The sequence below is a fragment of the Bartonella krasnovii genome, assembly GCF_003606345.3.
In the GTDB taxonomy this organism is placed as follows: domain Bacteria; phylum Pseudomonadota; class Alphaproteobacteria; order Rhizobiales; family Rhizobiaceae; genus Bartonella; species Bartonella krasnovii.
On record NZ_CP031844.2, the window covers coordinates 880,776 to 900,272 of the forward strand.

Genomic DNA, 19,497 nt, shown 5'->3' on the forward strand with positions numbered 1-19,497 from the left:
CATTCAAAAGCAATCTTTTAAAAAAAACGCGCTTTGAGAGAGGTTTTTTGTGTGGAGTGATAATTTGTACCTCTAACTTCACAATGGCGCTCTATCGCCTTTGAAGTGCCTTTGAAAACGATTTTATGAGAGGGTTTGGTATTGGGGTTTCTCTTACAGGCTATAAGAGGGAAAAAAAGTGCTTTTAAAGTGCTTTTTTAAATTTTTTGAAGAAGTGCTCTTTTGACTGACAGTGTCAGGCTTATGAGTTGAAGGGGATTTCGTGCATTGTATTGCCAATGATAATTGTAAAGCAATAGGCAATGTATGGAGCAAGAATTTTACGAAGATCAAAAAGAAGGGCATGCTGAGATATGTCATGACGAGACATTTCATGCCGCGTTCATAGATCTTTGCCCAGACGTTTTATGCCAAGACATCACCGTTAGCCAAGCACCGGAATGGGTCGAGCTGTTGCCCAAAGCGCCAAATGTGAAGGCGCGTGATGGACGGGAATGGCATTATGACCCACAAAGGATTTTAAAGGCTTTTGCAGCCAATAAAGGACCGCTTGTGATTGATTATGAGCATGGGCAACATCACAGAGCGAGGAACGGCTTGGAAGCACCTGCCAGCGGTTGGATTGAAGAACTCGCAGAGCGGGATGGTGCGATTTGGGGTCGGGTTAAATGGACCGATATGGCAGCTAAAAAGATTGTGGCTCGGGAATATCGCTATCTTTCCCCTGAGTTTCGTCATTCTAAAAATGGTGAGATTTTAAGTTTGGCAGGGGCAGGGCTGGTGAACCGTCCTGCCCTTGTGATGACGGCTTTAAGCCGTGAACACTCTTCAACACCCCCTTTAACGCCTCTTGTGGTGTCCCCAACAACTTTGACGGAGAAAATGATGGATTTAACAGCCATTGCCAGTGCTTTGGAGCTGGCAGAAGATGCAAAACCTGCAGAAATTTTAGCAAGCATTGCAACACGCGAAAAAGAACGGGTGGAATTAAATGCCCAATTAACAAAAGCGCGAGAAGATCTAGCGCTTTTGCGCGAAGAGCAAAAAAAGGCGACGATTGAGAGTCTTTTAGACAAAGCGATTGAAGAGGGCAAGATTTTGCCGGCTACGCGTGAAGACTATCGTGCCCTTTGTACCCTTGAAGGGGGCATGGAACATTTTCAAACTTTGGTTGAGAAATTGCCCGTTCTCGCATCGACAAGCCCTTTAGAAACATGTGCCTTGGTGCAAGAACATCAGCTTGCGCCAGAAGATATTGCACTTGCTGCACGCCATTATCAACAAGAGCAGAAGCAAAAAGGCTTCGACATCACCATTAGCCAAGCAGTTGATTATATTTATGAGCAAAAGGAGCGCCAATCATGAGTACGACGATTTTGATTAAATCTTTTCGCACTGCTGGGGAGATCTCGCCTTATTTTATTGTTGCAGCGCGCAGTGATGGAATGGTGGCAATAGCTACTGGGAAGGGTGATAAATTATTAGGCACTGCCGGCTCTTGCAAAGCCAAGGCTGGCGAAATGATTGATGTTGCTCAATGCGGTTGGGGCGAAGTGGTGTGTGGAGGCAATGTTTCCTTTGGTGACTTTTTAACCTCTGACCCCAAGGGGCAGGCTATTAAGGCAGAAGCCGCAGACCGCACCATTGGCATTGCCATGAGTGATGGTTCTGCTGGTGATGTTATTTCTTTTAAAATTAATTAATCGAGGCTTATGATGAACAGACCTTTTCCCATTGATCCAACCCTTACTGCTATTGCTATTGGGTATCGCAATCCAGCAGGTTCTCTTATTGGCGATAAAGTTTTGCCCCGTGTTGGTGTTTTAAGTGAAGTGTTTAAATATAGTGAATTTCCCTTGGCGGAAAGTTTTACGGTTCCTGAACTTGAAATTGGGCGGAAAGGACGCCCGAATGTGGTGGAATTTTCTGCCTTTGAACGGGAAGCTAGTGTGAGAGATTACGGGCTTGATGACCTTATTCCCAATTCAGATATTGAAGCAGCAGCCCGCGCACGGGCAGAAAAGCGCTCCCGTTATAACCCCGAAAAGACTGCTGTAGAGGGGCTTGCCAATTTGCTGGAATTAGGGCGTGAAGTGCGTGTTGCAGAACTTGTGCAAGATAGCAAAAACTATGCAGCAGAGCGGGTGATGACCCTTAAAGGTGAGAATAAATTCAGTGATTATGACAAATCAGACCCTTATGCCACTTTAGATGAGGCGAAGGATAAAGCCCTCGTCTATACACCCAACACCATTGTCATGGGTAAAGTTGTTTGGTCAAAGCTCAAACGTCATCCCAAAATCATCAAAGCCGTTAAGGGGGGTGGCACTGCTGATGGTTTTGTCACCAAAGCGCAATTTGCTGATCTGATGGAAATACATCCCGATCGTTTACTCATTGGTGAATCGCAAGTGAATTTAGCCCGCAAAGGGCGTACGGCGCAATTGGCACGTGTTTGGGGCAATAAGATTGCTCTGCTTTACATTGATCCCACCAAGCAACAGGCGGATGGTTCTCTCATCAGTTGGGGCTTTAGTGCTCAGTTGGGTGAGCGTATCTCTGGGGTGATTTCTGATCCAGATATTGGTTTGTCAGGTGGTAAACGGGTGCGTGTGGGTGAACGGGTGTGCGAATTGGTCGCCGCCAAAGATGCCGGTGTGTTGCTGCAAGATGTTGTTTAAGGAAAAGACTTAATGGCCTATGCAAGCAAAACATTGATTGAAGAGCTCTGGGGTGATGATTTCTTGAAAGACTTATGTGCTTTTGATGATGAGAATTCTGATCCAGTGCTTTTAGATCAAGCCATTGCCCTTGCTCTAAACCAAGCAAGTGGTGAGATTGATGTGCATCTCTCTCATCGCTACTTGGTCCCCATTGCTGGACAGCCGGCGGCTCTTGGCATGATCTGTGTCAATATTGCTGTTTATAATTTAGCCATACGCCATACGGCACTGACCACAACCATTGAAGATCGCTACAAACAGGCGGTTGATTTACTAAAACGCATTGCAGAAGGCAAAGCGGGTTTGGGGGTCGATGAACCTAAAATTATGAGTGAAGATGGACCGCTTCGTGATGGGGCTTTTTTCCATGCCAAACCGCGTGTGATGGGAAGATAACATGTCTGTTTCAACCCATATTGAGATTAAAGAAAGCGGGCTTGAAGCGGCTTTATCTTTTTTACAAAAGAGTGCTCATGCTCCGATGGGAACTTTATCACAAGGGGTTGGGCGCCTCATTCAAGAAAGCACAAGGCGGCGGATTCAAAGCGAAAAAACCTCCCCCCAAGGAGAAAAGTGGAAAAACAATTATGCTCGTACCTCCATTCTTTATGCCAGTGGGGCGCTCTCACGCTCCATTGATATGAAAGCCTCACCAGAACAGGTGATCATCGGCTCTGGGTTGGTTTATGCGCGGATTCATCAATTGGGTGGGGTTATTCGCCCGAAAAATGGCAAAACCCTGCGCTTCTTTCTTAAAAGCAGCAAGGCACAGCGTTTTGTTTGTGTGCCTCAAGTGACCATGCCGGCACGCCCTTATTTAGGGCTTTCAGAGCGCAATAAAGTGGAAATTGTCAAAGCAGCAGAGGATTGGCTGGAAAGGGTCTTTTCATGAGACAAGCTGTTGAGAGTCTGGGGCGCATCAATCAGTTTCGTGAGGCGGTGATAAGGAGCCTTAAAAGGGCTTTGCCAGATGTGCGCGATTGCGGCTGTCAATTTGGGCGTTTCAATTTAGAAGAGCTTGAAACACAAATGCTTGTTGCGCCAGCTGTGCGTGTTGCAGTGTTAGAAAGTCGTTTAAATCCTATGCCTTCTGGACAGATGAGTGCTGATCTTCATTTAGGGGCTTTTATTATCACCACGGGCAAAGAGCGGGATGTTTCCAGTTGGCTTTTGGCAGAAGCGATAGGGGTTTTATGCCATAGCGGACAATTGTGGGGGTTAACGCATGTAAGCGCCCCGCGGGATGTGTCAATTGACCCCATTATTTCTGCGGCGATTAAGCAGCGCGGTGTATCGATAAGCGTGGTGGAATGGCGTCAAGATTTGCATCATTTGGGACAAGATATTTTTGCGGATGCGGGACAAACGACAACTTAAAGCTGGGTTGATTGCCTGTGATGATGAGGTGTTTTCATGAATGATGCGCATTTATTGGGCGAGACTTTTCGGCAAATCATGAAGCGCCTTGATGCGCTTGAACGCTGTCTTGCCAACCAGCACATGATGGGGCGGGTGGCGCAAATTGATGGGCATAGGGTGCGGGTGAAACTTTCTTGTGAAAGTGCCAATGGTCAAGCGGTTTTATCGCCTTGGCTACAAGCGCAAGAAGCTGCTGGCGCTGTTTCAAGCAATATGCCTTTAAACATTGGTGATCCGGTGCGCTTGTTAAACCCCCATGGCGAAATTGGCTCTGCGTCTCTGGTTGTACGCGATAGCTATAGTGACGATGCACAAAACCAGGCACGCTCGCCGCAAGAGCTTGCGCTTTGTTATGCGGGTGGTGCACTGCGAATGACTAAAGATGAACTTATTCTCTCCCATGGTGAAAACCAAATCCGTTTGAGTGCACAAGGGCTCATGCTTTGTCATCAATCAACCCGTGTTGAATTAACGGACTGCGTGCAGATTCAAGCAGAAGATTTAAAGCACAATCAAAAATCTGTTGGAGCAAGCCATAAACATGGTGGGGTCAAAATGGGTCCCTCCACAACCTCTAGCCCTCTTTAAAGGAGTTTTATGATGCGTGAGAAAACTTATGTTATTTTAACCAATGCCGATTTTGTGGCAGGTCAGCGTTCACCGGGGAAAGGTGAGGAAATTCGTTTAAGTGAAGAGGCAGCGAAATATCCACTTCTTCTTGGTCAGATTGCTGAAAAACCGGCCCCAACGACTTCTCTTACAAAAACAACGAAGGGGGCTTAAATCATGCGTTGTGGGATGAGCGAAAAGGATGGCTCTCTCTTATATGGCTTTGCGCATTGCCAACAATCCATTCATAAATGTTTGATGACACGGGTGGGAACACGGGTTTTGCGTCGCCATTATGGGTGTGGTGTTAGAGAGTTCCAAGATGCTAATGCCAATCCTGCAACGATTTTACGTCTTTATCAAGAAATTGTACAAGCGCTTGATGATCCAGAATGCGGAGAACCTGGGTTTTCACTCCAGAGGATTGATTTGACCAAAGCAACGCGTGAGGGAACATTCCACTTTGTTTTAAGGGGCATTTTTTACCCCGATGGGCATTTGGGGGATTGGTCCCATGGGCAAGAGAGACAATTTCCGCTAGAGGTCTCCTATGGCAGAGCTTGAACATTTATCCCTTTCACAGCTTCCGCTACCACAAGTGATTGAAGAGCTTTCTGTTGAAAGGCTTTTAGAGCAAAAGATTAAGCGTTTAATGGATGTTTTTGCCGCTCATCATATTCCCTATAATGTGGAAAAGACCGCTTATGATCCCGTGGTCATTCAATTACAAGCGGCTGCTTATGAAGAATTGCTGTTGCGCCAGCGGATCAACGAGGTAGCACGGGATAATTTGCTCACATTTGCGCATGGCACAAGTTTAGACCATTTGGGGGATTTTCATGGGGTCACGCGCCTTTTAGATGAGGATGATGAGCGTTTTCGCCGCCGCATTCGCTTAAATAGACAAGGACATTCCACAGGGGGTACAGCACCTCGCTATCAATATTTTGCTCTCTCCAGTGATATCCATGTCAAAGATGTTTTTGTTTATCGTGTGGGCAAAAGCCCGCTTATTCATGTGGCTCTTTTTAGTGATTCCCCTTCAGGAGTGGCCGATGAGGCTTTGATTGCCAAGGTGCAAAGAGCTCTTGATGATCCTCATGTTAGAATGACCAATGATACCCTCTTGGTCAAAAGTGCCGTACAGCGGGTGATTGATATTTCGGCTAACCTTTGGTTGTTACCCGGTGAGCGAGAACAGCTTTTAGAAAGGGCAGAGCAGAATTTAAGAGAAGAATGGGCGCGTGCAGGCAGGCTTGGGCGTGATCTATATTCAAGTTGGATATTAAGCCGCCTGATGGTTGAAGGTGTGCACCATGTGGAGGTTACAAAGCCACAGGAAGATATTCTTGTTGCCCCGCATGAGGCGATAGCACTAGGGGAAATTGCTTTGTCAAAACGGGGGTATGCTTATTGATGTCTGCGTTGTTATTGCCCCAAAATTCAAGCTTGTTTGAACGCTGTTTGGCTGGGGCTATGGCTCTTTCCCCGCAAGTCAAAAGGGCGCTCGAAGATATTGTGCGTGCCAAATTGATCACGCGTCCCCCTTCTTGGTTGCCCTTCTTAATTGACGAATATGGTTTACAAGAACTCACACCTTATTTCTCGAATTCTTATGATCTTCTTGACCAGGGGATTGAATGGCAGCGGATACGTGGCTCTGTAGCTGCAATTGATCAGGGACTTCAATGGCTTGAACTTTCAGCACAATTCACACCCGCGTGGACAGAGCGTGCATGGTGGAATTCCTTTCAACTTGAATTTGACCACTTGCCTGAACGAGGTGATCTCGAGGCAATTGAAGCCATTGTCGACCTTTCCAAAAGCTTGCGCTCTGATTTTCGCCGTGGTGTCACTGGTTATGATGTGGAGGCTATGGAAGCCAATATGTCAAGGCTTGATGAGTGCATGCTGGATTTTGAGAGCGGCGTACGCTTAACAGCTGGAGGAACACTGTTTTCCTTTGGACGCACAACAGAAATCAATCACGTTCTCACAAAAGAAGAAGGCACATTGATTGGTAATTGGATTGATGATGGTGACGAAGAGTTAAGCTGGGAGAAAATTGATTATCCATGGGATTTGGCAAATTTTCCATGGTGTTCGATCAAAAAACACGAACGCGACATATTGATGGCAGAGTGGTTCCAAAACCGCACGCTTTATTTGGCTTTAAGAGACGTTGAAAATACTCTAATTGGCTATCGCCGATGCTATGCTGTAGCGCCTGTTGAACCAGCTTTGGAGGGTATTTACAGCCATTGTGGCAACAAATTTAGTCCTTCGAAAACTGGCACCATGCTGTTTCTTGCCGCCCGTACAGATTTTAAGGATGTTGATGACAAACAAGCCGCCTCTGTTTCCCTTCTCGTTCATGGCTCTGTGGCAGAGCAGACACCTCTAGGCAAACTTTGGTTAGGGGCTGATGAACTGCGTGGTGGTGTGGAGATCCTTAAAACACCTATCAACATTTCTTTGCGTGCTGATGTTCGCGAACAATTCAAGATTTTATTGAGGTTTTAACATGAAGCATGAAAGTGGCTTACCCTTTGCAATTGATCGCTCTCGTGGCAAAGATGAACAACAAAGCGTTGTGTTTTATGGACAACGCCCTTTTCTTCAAGCAGGAGAACTCAATGAAGTTCAAACCATCATAAGGGGGCGCCATAATCGTTTGGGGCGCCTTGTGGCACAAGAAGGAGACCGTGTTGAACGGGCGGACGCCTTTGTCAATAAAGATACAAGAACTGTCACTTTAACAGAGGGCAAGATTTATATCGCCGGCGATATTTTTCCTGTCTCAAATGCCGTCTTAGAGAATGTTTCTATGGTTGGACGCATAGAAATCGGTGTAAAACTGCAAAAAAGCTGGATAACTCATGAAGAGGACCCAGAGCTCTTAGGACAAGTTCCAGGATCTTTAGCAGAAGGAGAGGGAGGTGCGGCACGTGAGGTGGCAAAACTTGTCTGGGCTCTCAAAGATGATGACCAGCAAGGCACATTTTTTCCGGTTTATATTTTGCAAGATGGTGTTTTGATTGATCAAAAATCTCCCTCTCTGCTTGAACCAGCCATGCAAGCTATTGCGACGTACGACCGCGCCCATGGGCATTATATCGTGAATGGTTGCCGTGTCACAGCTTTGGGCCAAGAGGGACAAAAGCAAGTGTTCAGTATCCAAGAGGGAGAAGCCAATATCAACGGCTTTAAACGCAAACGCTTAGCCGCCTTGCGCCATGAAGAGATGGAAGACTTTTCGACAAGTGAAGTTCCTAGTGAAACCCATATTTTTGCGCCTCAAAGCAAAAAAACAAGCTTTACCTTTAAAACCTATTACACCCCCATTGCAGCTGTTCATTCCATTTTATTGACGAAAGAAAAAACCGTTACCCTGACCCGCGGGGCTATTACATCTGGGCGTGATGGCGTTCCTGACAAAAGTATCACTTCTTTTGTCAAAATCATTCAAGGAGGTAAGGAATTTAAAGAAGGCAAGGACTTTAAAAAGACCGGAGATACCATTGATTGGGCACCTATGGGCGATGAACCACTTCCTGGTAGTAGCTATACGGTGACCTATCGATATCGCGCAAGTGTGAAGGCTGATAAAGTTACAGCACAAGAAATCACTGTCTCAGATGGCGCGATGAACGGTGATATTATCGTGAATTACTCTTACAAACTCCCCCGCATTGACCGTATTGGATTAAATACAGGAGGTGATGTTGTTTATATCAAAGGGGTTTCGGCAGACCAACCCATGGCGCCCAGTGTTCCCGAAGATGTGCTTTCTCTTGCCACTATTACCAACAATTGGCTTGAAACACCCCTTGTGGTCAATGATGGCACACGTGTTGCCCCCTATGATGAGATGTGGCGTTATTTTCAACGCGTGCTCTCCCTTGACCGCTTGATGCAATTAGAGCGCATTAAAAGCAATGTGGATTCTAAAGAGCCAGTTGCCAAAAAAGGCATGTTTGCAGATCCTTTTCTCGATGACAGTTACAGAGACGAAGGTTTTGAACAAACAGGGGCTGTGGGAAACGGTATTTTACAGCTTGCCATTGACCCAACATTCTATACTGCTTCCTTGAACGCCCCTGTCACCCTTGACTGGACCAATGAAGTGATCATTGCGCAAGAATTGACAACAGCTTGCGAAAAGATCAATCCTTATCAAAATTTTGCGCCTCTCCCTGGTACAGTCACCCTGACCCCTGCAACAGATTTTTGGCATGTTGAGCGCACCGATTGGCTCTCCAGTGTGACCAATCAACTCAATATGGGGCAGAACCGTGGGAGAAGCATCGTTAAGACAGAAATCAGTGATGATTTGGTAAATACAACAAGCGAGCAAATCGACTTTTTAAGACAAATTAAGTTGAACTTTAAGATTGAAGGCTTTGGCAGTGGCGAAATCTTGGAAAGCCTTAGCTTTGATGACGTGAATGTCTTGCCAACAAGCCGCCTTAGTGCCGATAGCAAAGGCACCCTTGAAGGGAGTTTCAAGATTCCTCCAAACATTACGGCTGGGACAAAAAATGTGATCGCACGAGGGAAAGGTGGAACAACAGCAACGGGGCTTTTTACCGGTCAAGGGGTGATTGATGTAAAAGTGATGCGGCGCACCACCACGGTGAAAATCTGGACACAAGTAGACCCGCAAGCGCAAGTCTTTACCCCCGATGAAACACGGCAAATCACCGGCATTGATTTCCATCTTTGTAAAATTGGCAATCAAGCCCATGATCTCGTCATTGATTTGGTCACTACCGAAAACGGCTATCCCACGGCCGATATTCAAGCCCAAACCTCCTATTCCATGAAGGGCGCCAAAACCGGCTGGGCGAGTGCACGCTATAGTGTTCCTTTGTTAGTGCCCGATGATCGTCTCACCGCCTTTGTGCTTAAAACTGATGATGGAGATCATTCTGTCTCTCTCGCCAAACTTGGAGATTTTGATAAAGAGCACCAAAGGTATGTTTCAAGCCACCCTTATGTGACGGGTCCACGCTTTTCTTCTGTTAATGCACAGAGCTGGACAGCACACCAAGATGAAGCCTTGGCATTTCGGATTCTCGCTGCACGCTATAAACAAACAGAAAAGAGGGTTGATCTTGGCACCTTTGATCTTGTGGACTGCTCTGATTTGCAGGTGCGTGCAGCCATTGAATTGCCTTCAAGCGATTGTTCTGTCATCTTTGAAATTGAAAGAAACAACGGTACAGTTTACCAACTGCTGCCCTTTCAATTGCTTAGTCTAACCGAATATATCAGTGAAAAAGTCAAGCTTCGCGCTATTCTTAAAGGCACAGAGAAGCTCTCACCCGTCTTATTTGCTCCGGTGCAATTGATTGCAGGAAAGATTCATAAAACAGCAACCTATATCACAAGAGCTTTTGCCTTTGGGGAAAAGGCAAGGTTAACGAGCTATATCAAAACCTTCTTACCGGGCGGTTCCTCTTTCACCCTCGAGATGCAACTGGATGATGGTACCTTTGTCCCTTTAAAACTGGATGAGACAGAACAACTCTCTGAACCGCTTTGGACAGAGCGTAAATTTGTGAGCAGTGACAAAACAGCACGACAAGCACGCCTTAAACTTACCCTTACCGGTGGACCTGCTGCACGCTCCATGGCGTGTGATTTTGGCGCCGGCATCATATGATGGGAGAAAACACATGACTAAAACTAAAAAACTCGACATGGAATTGCCCAAAGAAGGACGCTTTATTAGTTCTGAATTTCCAATCTTGCGCGAAAACCTCACCAAACTAGATCAAGCGCTTATAACGGTTGAGGAAAGTATAGAGGGAAAAGCCCCTTCAAAGCATACACATACCATAAGTGATGTGACGGGTTTAGAAAGTGCTCTTCATGGCAAGATGGCAGCCGATAAAACCTTTACCTTTGCTGATTTAAGCGATATCGAGGGCGCCAAAGATGCCGCAAACAACTATGTGCTTTATAAATCAGGCAACAATAATTTTACCTTTGGCAGTGCCGTTTCCTTATTAGGGGCACACAAACATAAAACAGAAGATATCGTTGGATTAGATGACTTTAGAGCCAAAATTAACGAAGATCTGACAAGTTATGGACATCTCAAACAAGCCAATGAATGGCAAAATGATAACAAATTTACCAGTAAAGTCACCATGAGTGGTGGTTTGAAGATCGTCGATAACTCACCATTTAAGGCATCTTCCAGCATGAGTGGTGGTTTGGAGATCGTCAAGAATTCATCATTTAGAACATCTCCATTAGTTGGTTCATCCGCCGTCTCCATCGAGCTTAAAAGAAGTTTTTCAGTCTTAGAATCAGTGGTTACCCGTTTAAGCGCAAATGGAAGTATGCTGAAAGGACCACTAACTGTTGATGGTGATGTTGTTTATACCAAGGCGCAAGTGGATGCAGCCATCTTAGCAGAAATAAAGAGTCTTAAAAAAGATTTGATCGATAAAATCACCAATTGGCCGGCCCTTGCTGATGCTGAATTGCTCTATACACAGAACGGAAAAATTGAATGGCCCGATTGGGTCACGGATAAAACCAAAGTCGAAATTACAGCCTGGGGCGGCGGCGGAGGCGGTGGTGGAGCTTATTATGATTATTTAGGCGGCGGCGGAGGCGGTGGCGGTTGTTCCGTATGGTACGGCTATAAAGCCAGTTTAAACGGTCATGAGAATATCATCATTGGTAAAGGAGGGACTTCTGTTGCAAGGCATGGTATGACAGGCAATTCTGGAGGAATAACAACCATTGGTAAGGATTTTATTACGGCTACAGGAGGAAAAGGTGGTGGTGGAGCTTATTATTACAATTCATCTAATTACTCTTCAGGCTCTGGTGGTGTTGGAGGAGTGGGAGGAAATTTTGGTTTAGCAACAGACGAACATCCAGGACTTGCTAAAGGTGGAAATGGTTATGCTGGAACGAGAGGAATTACGAGCAAAACAAGCGGGTGTGGCGGGGATGCTGGGGGCGATACATCAAGGGGCGGCTCTGGAGGAATAGGGCAAGGTTCCTATAGTTCAGGAAAAGCAGGGCGTGGTTTTGGTGGTGGCGGGGCTGGCTCTCATGGGGATAATTCTCCAAGCGGTGCTGGTGCTGATGGTGCTGTCCTTATAAGATTATGGAAAGATTAAATACAAAACCAAAGAGAGCGCAAATTATCGTTCTTTTAAAGCTCTTTTAAAACCCTCTCAAAGGGCTTTTTTTGACTGACACTGTCAGTCTTATGAGGGAGTGCTTTTGGTTGCTATAGTCTCTTCATTGATTTGGAGAGCAAAATGGCAACAGAATTTAATCATGGTATTCGCCTCATTGAGGATGGTCAAGCTTCTCGCCCTTTAGAGATGTTTAGCCAAACCGCCATTGGGGCGGTTGTTACAGCCCCTGATGCGGATGCAAAAAACTATCCCCTTAACGAGCCCGTGTTGGTCTTTACCCATGAGACAGAAAAAATCCAAAAGCTTGGGACAAGAGGAACGGCCCTTGATGTTATCAATGCCGTGCGTGCGCAAGGGATTGAGGCACAAGTGATCCTTGTGCGTGTGGAAGAAAAATCCACTATGGCTGAGACTCAAACCGAAATGGTGGGGTCAAGTGTTGCTTTAACCGGTGTTCATGCGCTAAAACATGCTAGAGGGCATTTGGGTGTGGAACCTGGAATTCTCTTAGCGCCAGCTTATAGTGCAGGGCGCCTTGATAATGCTAAAAATCCACTAGCAGATGCTCTAGAACAGGTTGCTGAAAAGCTACAAGCGATTGCCGTGTTTGATACGGGGGGCAAAAATACGGAAGAAAGCCTTGCCTTTCGCGCAGATTTCTCCTCACGCTTTTGTTATCTGATTGATCCCTTTGTGCGGGTAGCAAATAGTGAGGGGGGCTTTAGTATCAAACCGGCAAGTCCCTTTGCAGCAGCAATGTTTATCAAACGAGATAAACAAAAAGGGGGTGTTTTTTGGTCTCCGTCCAACCAAGATGTTAAAGGTATTTTAGGCACAGCACGCCCCATTAGCTATTTTGATGGGGAAATTGATCATGAGGCTAATCGTCTCAATAAAGCCGATATTGCCACCTTTATTCCCGCCCGCCTTAGCCAAAATGCGCATGGGCAAATGGCTGCCAATGGGCGCATTTTATGGGGCAATCACACCACTTCGAGCGATCCACTCTGGCGTTTTGTCAATGTGGTACGCACCCGCGCAGCCTTGGAAAAAACCATCATTAACAATTTACGCCCTTGGGCGAATGACGAAAATCTTACCGGTCAACATGTCATTGCCATTACCCGCAGCCTTACACAGTTTCTTGATGATATGATTGCGCGCGGTGCGCTTTTAGGAGGACGGGTTTGGTTTGAGCGTGATTTGAATTCAAACAGCAATTTGCAATTGGGAAAATTGCGGGTGGAATTTGATGCAGAAGAAGTCCCCCCTCTCGAAGATTTAAGCTTCGGCAGCCGGCGCAATGGCGCTTACTTTAATCGGCTCTCTGAAGATATCCAAAATAAAATGACCCATACTTTTGGCGATACGCTTGAGGGTTATCGCAAGGCAGCAAGGAGTGATGTATGACTTTAAGAATTGTTCGTGGTTTTACCCTGATTGTTGATGATGATGTCAATCTTCACCTTGATCTTGAAACGCTCAAACTTCCCACGTTGGAAGAAATCACCGAAACCTATCAACCAGGGGGCTCTGACATGCAAATTGATGTGAGTGGTCTTGGTGTGAAAGCTTTAACCTTGCAAATGAAAATCCGCAGCCACACGCCAGAAATCATTGGTATCTTTGGTGGTCCTCCTGGTCTTCGTCATAAATTTACCGGCAAAAAACATGTGGTGTCTGAAGAAGATGGACGCGAGCATGAACATTCCATTGATGTCACGGGGCGTTTGGTCAAAGTCGATAGCGAAGGCTTAACGGCTGGAAAAGCCACAGGCTATGATTGCGAGATCAAGAATGTTTGGGATTACACAGAATTTTGGGATGGTTCTGTTTTGCACCGCTTTTCCTTTAAACGGGGCGGTTGGCTGGTGCGCAATGGGCAAGATATCGGCGGGCGCCGTCGCTCTATTCTCAATTTATAGGAATTAATCATGACAAGTTTACAAACAAGTGTTGAGGTGGAATTGCAAGTCCCCCTTGTTTATCAAGACAAGGATGGCAAAGAATCAACACGGCAAAAATTGATCTTTTATCGCCCAAACTTCAAGCAAGCACGCCAATTAGCTGTGTTGATTGGACCACAGCTGGCAAAGTTACTTTTGCCCGCTGTAGAAGAAGATAAAATACCTTTGAGCAATGATGTTCTTATTGCCAAGCTTTGTGAGGCTTTATTTACCCATGAAGCCATGGAAGGAATCACCGCGCTTCTGGCAGAGATGTCTCATGAATCTGTTGAACTGATTAATCGTCTTGATATTGTTGATCTTATGGCCGTGTTTAAGGTTTTTTTTGCTTTTTTTCCCAAACACCAATCCCCTATGCCGGACAATTTGGAGCAGAACTAGCCCTTTATTACCACTGGTCGGCTCTAGAGATCAATCAGATGGATTGGCTGGAAGTGATTTCCTATCGCGAAGAATTAGTGCGCTTGAAACAACAAGAATATGAAAGCCAAATGTTAGGATAAAATACGCTCATGGATGTTTCCCTTGTTGTCCGTTTTGTGAAGCATCTCCAAGAAGGGATCGCCTCTGCCAAGCGAGACCTGAAAGCCTTTAGCCTCGATATTGCGCATTTCCAAAACCAAACACGAAAGCATTTTAAAGGGTGGTTTGACCCTGAACATCTAAAGCAAGCCACAGCAAATGCAGAAAGTGCTTATATTCATGCGCGTGGGCGCATGGTGGGGGCAGTTGATCAAACGGCAACCTTAATTGCTCCGCTCTATAAAGCCATGCAATTTGACCAATCGATGAAGGGCTTGGAAAAGGTTCTGGATGCCCCCCTTGATCGTTTAAAAGAATTGCGTCGTTTTGCCCTTGAAACCTCAACAAAGATTCCTCTCGCCGCTCGTGAAGTTTTAGAATTGATGACCAGTGCCAGCCAAGCAGGGATTGGTGAACAAGATCTCGAGGCTTTTAGTATTTATGCCGCCAAAGCCGCGGTCGCCTTTGATATGAGCGGGGATCAAATTGGTGAGCGCTTTGCTAAATTACGCAATGTCTTTAAGCTTAATCAAGCAGGCATTGAAGATTTAGGCGATGCCATCAACCATCTTTCCAACCACATGGCGGCTAAGGCAAGTGAGGTGTCTGACTTTACCAATCGTGCCACCGGTGCGGCAACCATGTTTAAACTGACAGCCCGTGAAACCGCAGCATTTGGGACGGCGATGATTTCTGCTGGAATTGTTCCAGAGAGTGCAGCACGTGGTTTTAACTCTATGAGTGCGCGCATACAGGCGGGAGGTAAACATATTGAAGATGCTTTTACCAATATTGGTCTCTCTCGCCAAAAATTTATGGAAGATCTGGACAAAGACGCCACGGGTACCTTGGTGCGTTTTTTTGAAGCCTTGGGTAAATCAGAACAGGGAATGCGTTCGCTGATTGCTATTGCTGGACGAGACTTTACTGGTGATTTTGCTAAACTGGTGGGTAACCCCGAATTGTTAGGGCAAGCTTTAGATTATGTGAAAGACCCAAAAGTCTTTAAAGGCTCTGTCGAACAAGAGGCAGACAAACAGGCAACCGGTGCCATGCGGCAATTTGAACTGTTGCAAAACCGCGTTGTGGCTTTGGGGGTTACCATTGGTGAGGTGTTGTTGCCCCATGTGAACAGTTTAATGGAAACTGTTGGTGGTTTTTTAAACGTGCTGATAGCATGGGCTAATGAACACCCTGTTTTAACCGGTGTGATCATCAAAACCATTGCCGCTCTGATGGCTTTTAATATTGCTTTGCGGGTTGTGCGTTTTACTTTTGCCGGAACCCGCCTTGGGGTCCTGCAATTGATTGCCTCTTTTATCAAGCTTGGGTCTCTTAGCCGCATGCTGAAGGCAAGTTGGCGCGGGCTCTTGGTTTCAGGGCGCTCACTGGGCTTGCTTACCGCAGGGTTTGGGGCACGTTTCCTCAGACTTTTGCGCCCCATGACCTTATTGATGGGTGCTTTGCGGGGGATTGCCGTCTCAGGGGCGGCATTTGCGAGCAGCTTTGGTTGGGTAGGAACTGTGATCGAAGTGGTTGGGGCGGGCATGTCCTCTGTTGTGGGGGGTCTTTTTACCCCGGTAGGGGCTGTGATTGCTGCTGTTGTGGCTGTTATCCTCGCTGCTGGTTTTGCTTTGTGGAAATATTGGGACCGCTTTTCTTCTTTTATAAAGGGCTTTGCACGGGGGATAACACGGGCTTTTGGCCAAGCCTTTGAAGCCGTCATGCGTTTTTTTGGTGCTGATACCAGCACCATCACCCGTTGGAAGAATATCATTGCTTCTGCCTTTGATTTTTCTCAAAATTGGCAAAAGTTTAAACAAGGGCTTAGCGCTGTTGGCAGGTGGTTTGGCAACGTGTGGGAGGGGTTTAAACAAAGCCTTTCCAACTTTTGGAGCTGGTTGGGAAGTTTTTTTGCCCGCGAAAAGCTCTCGGAGAGTGTCAAGGCTGGTATGGAACAAGCCGGAGAAGATTTAGCGAGTTGGATTGTTAATGGCTTTATGTCGTCCATCTCACAATTGACGGACTTTTGTAAATCTTTACCTCACCGCATAAAGGGGTGGATTGGGTCGATTGATGTAAGAGATTATTTGCCAAGTTTTTTAGGAGGCAAAACGCCTCAGCCCCTTGTACAATTTGCAGGCGCTGGGCATGGCCATAGCTCTGTTCCAGAAGCAAAAGACAAAGAACGCGTCCCCATTACGCACAATCAAAATGTCACGGTGCATGTCAATGGCGCGCGTGATCCCATGGCGACCGGTTATGCGGTTCGCCATGCATTGCAACGGGCAGGGGCTAATGCCTTGCATGGTGGAACAGAATGAGGGGAGGGAGCATGCAAGATCCTTTGCTGATGCTAGGACCGCACCAATTTTATGTGGACTGGCTTAATTACCAATCTTTTGAAGAGGAATTCTCTGCCTCATGGGTTTGCTTAGAGCGTTTTGGTGGGGCCCCTGGTTTGCAATTTACCGGCTATGGCAATGATGCCAAAACCATCCATGGTGTGTTGTTTCCAGAAGAGTTTGGTGACCGGGTTGCCATTGATGCCATCACCAGAACCATACGTGCGGCTCAACCCGTTCAGATGATCCGTTGGATGAGCGATGATAGCTACAGTGCCTTAATGCTTGGATGTGTGGTGATTACCAGTGTCACGAAAGACCATGATTATATTAGCCGCTCTGGTCAATCGGGACGTATTCGCTATTCCATTAGCCTGTTGCCGTTTTTTGATGGGGGCAAGCCGCAAGGTCAATATCAAGTGGGGCAATACCAAGGGGAGCAAGAGGAGGATAGCCCATGAAAATCCCCGCAAAGCAGCTCGTGATCGAACTTGAGGATATGAGTTTAGACCTGATTTGTTATCATCATGCCTTGTCTGTTTTAGGAGATCGGAGGCAAGCGGGTTTACTGAAAGGTTATTGTGAAGCCACCCTGGAGGCTAATCCAGAGATTGCTGGGTATGATACTTTTTTACCGCGGGGTTTAAAGGTTCTTTTGCCTGAATTTATCTCCCATGAAAAGAACAGTGTGGTCAAAAGGCTATGGGATTAATGCGCACACATCCCTTTATTGAAGTGAGGGTAGGGGATAAGCTTGTTCATGAAGTTTTTTACCAACGTCTTTTAACGGCAACCATCACAGACAATGCGGGGAATGAAGCCGATACATTCGAGGCGGAATTTGATGATAGTGGCAATGATTTAGAGATTCCCTCCAGGAACAGTGCGCTCCATGTCACCTTTGGTTATGAGAACAGCATTCGTGCCTTTATGGGGCGTTTTGTTGTGGAGACGGTGATCAGTTGTGGAGGCAGTGATGGAGAGATTTTGCGCCTTTGTGGCAAAAGCGCTTCCATGCGTGCGGAGATCAAAGAACAGGGAAGCGAACATTTTGACCACAAAACCATTGCTGAGATTGTTGAGAGCCTTGCCAAACGTCATGGTTATCAAGCAAAGGTGAGCCAAAAATTTACCAAACAAACCTTGCCTTATGTGGTGCGCACCGATCAATCGGCGATTGATTTTTTAACCCGCCTTGCTGATCGGATGCAGGCGCGTTTTTTAATCAAGGACAATAAGTTTTTATTTTTAAGCGGGGACAATCTCCCCCTCCAGACCATTCATCAACAGGAATGTTCCCATTGGGAATTTAGTCTCGAGCCGCGTACCCAATACGGCATGATAGAAGCACGGTATTTTGATCGCGCAAAAGGGCAACAACACGCCGTCAAACATCACACAGGGTATACGGGGCCCATTCGCCGTCTGCGGACGTGCTATCCTTGTGAGCAAGAAGCACAAGCAGCAGCTGCCTCCGAATCAGACAGGCTTTGTCGAGCCATGGGCAGTGGCTCTTTAAGCCTTGAGGGGCATCCTGAAATCATGGCGGGCCAACCGCTTTTCCTACAAGGATTTCGAGGCGAAATCAATGGACCATGGCATGCTGCAACCGTGACCCATCGCTATGAAAAGCAAAGCGGATACATCACAGAAATAACCTTTGAGGCACCAAATAAGGGAAAAGAGGCATGAGAAACTTAAACGTGTTAGAAACAGAAAATCAAAGGTGCAACCTGCTCCTTTGATCGATCGTGATAAACATTTAGAGGAATTTGTGCGAGTTGCACCAACTGCAGAAAGGGCAATAGTGCAAACATTGCACAATTGCATCAATGGTACGCAATACGGTCAAGTTGACTGAATTCCTCCAAGCTTCTTTTGTTTTAATAATGCCTCAAAAAACCGAAAAGCTATCACGCAGTTTATGCTAAAAGAAGAGATACCATTTTATGCATGCTGCTTTTCAAATAATGCGATTCCTGTAATGCGATTCCTACTTATGACTGATTATCAAAAATTGTGATTTATAGGAGAAGAGAAAAAAGATTCATTAAAGGGTCTTTAAACACCCTTTGAAAGGTCTTTGAAGACCCTTTGAGCCCCCCTGAAAAATCATGTGAAATAAAATAAGTTGGTACAAAACCTGGTGTCAAAATATACAAAACCTGCTGGCAAGCTACACAAGCTACAATCAACAAGTTATAGCACGATAAAAGTACTGTGGCGGAGGGGGTGGGAATGCTATGTTTATATAAAATCAATAAGTTGTATAAAGGTAAGGGAATTTTATGGTTATTGATTTTATTAGCTTATTTTTCTGTCTATCCCGAACCTTTTTATAGATTATTTTCAATTATTTTATCCAAATATGAAACTAAATTTGGTTCAATGGTGCTTGACTCTTATTTTTATTAATCGTATAGTATTGATATACGATAAGGGGTGGTAATGGCAATTGTGAGTTTCAAACATAAGGGCTTAAAATTATTTTATACAACGGGGTCTACAAAAGCCATTCGAGCAGATCACGTAAAAAAATTGCGCGTTATCTTAACAGCTTTGACAAGTGCTACTACGCCCGAAATGTTGAAAGCACCTGCCTTTAAAATGCATCCTCTTAAAGGTGACCTTACAGGATATTATTCTATATGGGTGAATGGCAATTGGCGTGTGACTTTTCGCTTTATAGGAACAGATGTGGAGCTTGTTGATTATCAAGACTACCATTGATGAAAGGAAC

General features: G+C 45.8%; 21 protein-coding genes. All 21 read left to right on the forward strand.

All coding sequences use genetic code 11. The features are described from left to right. The first annotated feature begins 306 nt into the window (after positions 1–306). The 21 genes from D1092_RS03635 (at position 307) to D1092_RS03735 (ending at position 19,487) form a co-directional block, all read left to right on the forward strand. The gene (locus D1092_RS03635) at positions 307–1,365 is read left to right on the forward strand and encodes a phage protease (RefSeq protein WP_120122228.1); all 1,059 of its coding nucleotides are present in this window, start codon (positions 307–309) and stop codon (positions 1,363–1,365) included. Beyond that, on the forward strand, positions 1,362–1,703 hold the full coding sequence (locus D1092_RS03640; protein WP_120122229.1) for a capsid cement protein: 342 nt from the start codon (positions 1,362–1,364) through the stop codon (positions 1,701–1,703). Before D1092_RS03635 ends, D1092_RS03640 begins: the two co-directional genes overlap by 4 nt. Positions 1,704–1,715: 12 nt before the next feature. Further along, on the forward strand, positions 1,716–2,681 hold the full coding sequence (locus D1092_RS03645; protein ID WP_120122230.1) for a major capsid protein: 966 nt from the start codon (positions 1,716–1,718) through the stop codon (positions 2,679–2,681). 12 nt (positions 2,682–2,693) lie between these two features. Further along, on the forward strand, positions 2,694–3,119 hold the full coding sequence (locus D1092_RS03650) for a gp436 family protein (RefSeq protein WP_120122231.1): 426 nt from the start codon (positions 2,694–2,696) through the stop codon (positions 3,117–3,119). Between the two features lies 1 nt (position 3,120). Then, positions 3,121–3,615: a phage virion morphogenesis protein gene (locus tag D1092_RS03655; protein WP_120122232.1), complete on the forward strand. Its 495-nt coding sequence runs from the start codon at positions 3,121–3,123 to the stop codon at positions 3,613–3,615. Continuing rightward, complete coding sequence (locus D1092_RS03660) at positions 3,612–4,100, forward strand: hypothetical protein (protein ID WP_241440228.1); 489 nt, start codon at positions 3,612–3,614, stop codon at positions 4,098–4,100. Before D1092_RS03655 ends, D1092_RS03660 begins: the two co-directional genes overlap by 4 nt. A gap of 36 nt (positions 4,101–4,136) precedes the next feature. Continuing rightward, positions 4,137–4,730 (forward strand): phage baseplate assembly protein V, encoded by a 594-nt coding sequence (locus tag D1092_RS03665; RefSeq protein ID WP_120122233.1) that lies wholly within the window; start codon positions 4,137–4,139, stop codon positions 4,728–4,730. Between the two features lie 12 nt (positions 4,731–4,742). After that, positions 4,743–4,925 (forward strand): hypothetical protein, encoded by a 183-nt coding sequence (locus tag D1092_RS03670; protein WP_120122234.1) that lies wholly within the window; start codon positions 4,743–4,745, stop codon positions 4,923–4,925. A gap of 3 nt (positions 4,926–4,928) precedes the next feature. Further along, positions 4,929–5,315, forward strand: a complete 387-nt coding sequence (locus D1092_RS03675; RefSeq protein WP_120122235.1) for a GPW/gp25 family protein — start codon at positions 4,929–4,931, stop codon at positions 5,313–5,315. Beyond that, positions 5,302–6,168 carry a baseplate assembly protein gene (locus D1092_RS03680; RefSeq protein WP_120122236.1) on the forward strand — a complete coding sequence of 289 codons (867 nt, stop codon included), beginning with the start codon at positions 5,302–5,304 and terminating at the stop codon, positions 6,166–6,168. Before D1092_RS03675 ends, D1092_RS03680 begins: the two co-directional genes overlap by 14 nt. Further along, positions 6,168–7,274, forward strand: a complete 1,107-nt coding sequence (locus tag D1092_RS03685; protein WP_120122237.1) for a phage tail protein — start codon at positions 6,168–6,170, stop codon at positions 7,272–7,274. Before D1092_RS03680 ends, D1092_RS03685 begins: the two co-directional genes overlap by 1 nt. A 1-nt stretch (position 7,275) precedes the next feature. Further along, a complete protein-coding gene (locus tag D1092_RS03690) occupies positions 7,276–10,419 on the forward strand; it encodes a DUF4815 domain-containing protein (RefSeq protein ID WP_120122238.1) in 3,144 nt (1,047 codons plus the stop codon). A 13-nt stretch (positions 10,420–10,432) separates the two neighbouring features. After that, complete coding sequence (locus D1092_RS03695; protein ID WP_120122239.1) at positions 10,433–11,899, forward strand: Bgr_08870 family protein; 1,467 nt, start codon at positions 10,433–10,435, stop codon at positions 11,897–11,899. A gap of 144 nt (positions 11,900–12,043) precedes the next feature. Beyond that, complete coding sequence (locus D1092_RS03700; protein ID WP_120122240.1) at positions 12,044–13,333, forward strand: phage tail sheath C-terminal domain-containing protein; 1,290 nt, start codon at positions 12,044–12,046, stop codon at positions 13,331–13,333. Then, positions 13,330–13,848 carry a phage major tail tube protein gene (locus D1092_RS03705; protein ID WP_120122241.1) on the forward strand — a complete coding sequence of 173 codons (519 nt, stop codon included), beginning with the start codon at positions 13,330–13,332 and terminating at the stop codon, positions 13,846–13,848. Before D1092_RS03700 ends, D1092_RS03705 begins: the two co-directional genes overlap by 4 nt. Before the next feature lie 9 nt (positions 13,849–13,857). Continuing rightward, the gene (locus D1092_RS03710) at positions 13,858–14,271 is read left to right on the forward strand and encodes a hypothetical protein (protein WP_120122242.1); all 414 of its coding nucleotides are present in this window, start codon (positions 13,858–13,860) and stop codon (positions 14,269–14,271) included. A 131-nt stretch (positions 14,272–14,402) separates the two neighbouring features. Beyond that, positions 14,403–16,736 (forward strand): phage tail tape measure protein, encoded by a 2,334-nt coding sequence (locus D1092_RS03715; protein ID WP_120122243.1) that lies wholly within the window; start codon positions 14,403–14,405, stop codon positions 16,734–16,736. An 11-nt stretch (positions 16,737–16,747) separates the two neighbouring features. Then, positions 16,748–17,218: a phage tail protein gene (locus D1092_RS03720; RefSeq protein ID WP_120122244.1), complete on the forward strand. Its 471-nt coding sequence runs from the start codon at positions 16,748–16,750 to the stop codon at positions 17,216–17,218. After that, a complete protein-coding gene (locus D1092_RS03725) occupies positions 17,215–17,469 on the forward strand; it encodes a tail protein X (protein ID WP_120122245.1) in 255 nt (84 codons plus the stop codon). The genes D1092_RS03720 and D1092_RS03725 overlap by 4 nt, the downstream gene beginning before the upstream one ends. Next, positions 17,469–18,449: a phage late control D family protein gene (locus tag D1092_RS03730; RefSeq protein ID WP_120122779.1), complete on the forward strand. Its 981-nt coding sequence runs from the start codon at positions 17,469–17,471 to the stop codon at positions 18,447–18,449. Before D1092_RS03725 ends, D1092_RS03730 begins: the two co-directional genes overlap by 1 nt. A 756-nt stretch (positions 18,450–19,205) precedes the next feature. Beyond that, positions 19,206–19,487, forward strand: a complete 282-nt coding sequence (locus D1092_RS03735) for a type II toxin-antitoxin system RelE/ParE family toxin (RefSeq protein WP_120122246.1) — start codon at positions 19,206–19,208, stop codon at positions 19,485–19,487. The last annotated feature ends 10 nt before the right edge of the window (positions 19,488–19,497 follow it).

What these genes read in the sequence shown, in the direction of transcription:
- D1092_RS03635 (WP_120122228.1), top strand. Translation starts at nt 307, where the DNA reads ATGGAGCAAGAATTTTACGAAGATCAAAAAGAAGGGCATGCTGAGATA.
- D1092_RS03640 (WP_120122229.1), top strand. Translation starts at nt 1,362, where the DNA reads ATGAGTACGACGATTTTGATTAAATCTTTTCGCACTGCTGGGGAGATC.
- D1092_RS03645 (WP_120122230.1), top strand. Translation starts at nt 1,716, where the DNA reads ATGAACAGACCTTTTCCCATTGATCCAACCCTTACTGCTATTGCTATT.
- D1092_RS03650 (WP_120122231.1), top strand. Translation starts at nt 2,694, where the DNA reads ATGGCCTATGCAAGCAAAACATTGATTGAAGAGCTCTGGGGTGATGAT.
- D1092_RS03655 (WP_120122232.1), top strand. Translation starts at nt 3,121, where the DNA reads ATGTCTGTTTCAACCCATATTGAGATTAAAGAAAGCGGGCTTGAAGCG.
- D1092_RS03660 (WP_241440228.1), top strand. Translation starts at nt 3,612, where the DNA reads ATGAGACAAGCTGTTGAGAGTCTGGGGCGCATCAATCAGTTTCGTGAG.
- D1092_RS03665 (WP_120122233.1), top strand. Translation starts at nt 4,137, where the DNA reads ATGAATGATGCGCATTTATTGGGCGAGACTTTTCGGCAAATCATGAAG.
- D1092_RS03670 (WP_120122234.1), top strand. Translation starts at nt 4,743, where the DNA reads ATGCGTGAGAAAACTTATGTTATTTTAACCAATGCCGATTTTGTGGCA.
- D1092_RS03675 (WP_120122235.1), top strand. Translation starts at nt 4,929, where the DNA reads ATGCGTTGTGGGATGAGCGAAAAGGATGGCTCTCTCTTATATGGCTTT.
- D1092_RS03680 (WP_120122236.1), top strand. Translation starts at nt 5,302, where the DNA reads ATGGCAGAGCTTGAACATTTATCCCTTTCACAGCTTCCGCTACCACAA.
- D1092_RS03685 (WP_120122237.1), top strand. Translation starts at nt 6,168, where the DNA reads ATGTCTGCGTTGTTATTGCCCCAAAATTCAAGCTTGTTTGAACGCTGT.
- D1092_RS03690 (WP_120122238.1), top strand. Translation starts at nt 7,276, where the DNA reads ATGAAGCATGAAAGTGGCTTACCCTTTGCAATTGATCGCTCTCGTGGC.
- D1092_RS03695 (WP_120122239.1), top strand. Translation starts at nt 10,433, where the DNA reads ATGACTAAAACTAAAAAACTCGACATGGAATTGCCCAAAGAAGGACGC.
- D1092_RS03700 (WP_120122240.1), top strand. Translation starts at nt 12,044, where the DNA reads ATGGCAACAGAATTTAATCATGGTATTCGCCTCATTGAGGATGGTCAA.
- D1092_RS03705 (WP_120122241.1), top strand. Translation starts at nt 13,330, where the DNA reads ATGACTTTAAGAATTGTTCGTGGTTTTACCCTGATTGTTGATGATGAT.
- D1092_RS03710 (WP_120122242.1), top strand. Translation starts at nt 13,858, where the DNA reads ATGACAAGTTTACAAACAAGTGTTGAGGTGGAATTGCAAGTCCCCCTT.
- D1092_RS03715 (WP_120122243.1), top strand. Translation starts at nt 14,403, where the DNA reads ATGGATGTTTCCCTTGTTGTCCGTTTTGTGAAGCATCTCCAAGAAGGG.
- D1092_RS03720 (WP_120122244.1), top strand. Translation starts at nt 16,748, where the DNA reads ATGCAAGATCCTTTGCTGATGCTAGGACCGCACCAATTTTATGTGGAC.
- D1092_RS03725 (WP_120122245.1), top strand. Translation starts at nt 17,215, where the DNA reads ATGAAAATCCCCGCAAAGCAGCTCGTGATCGAACTTGAGGATATGAGT.
- D1092_RS03730 (WP_120122779.1), top strand. Translation starts at nt 17,469, where the DNA reads ATGCGCACACATCCCTTTATTGAAGTGAGGGTAGGGGATAAGCTTGTT.
- D1092_RS03735 (WP_120122246.1), top strand. Translation starts at nt 19,206, where the DNA reads ATGGCAATTGTGAGTTTCAAACATAAGGGCTTAAAATTATTTTATACA.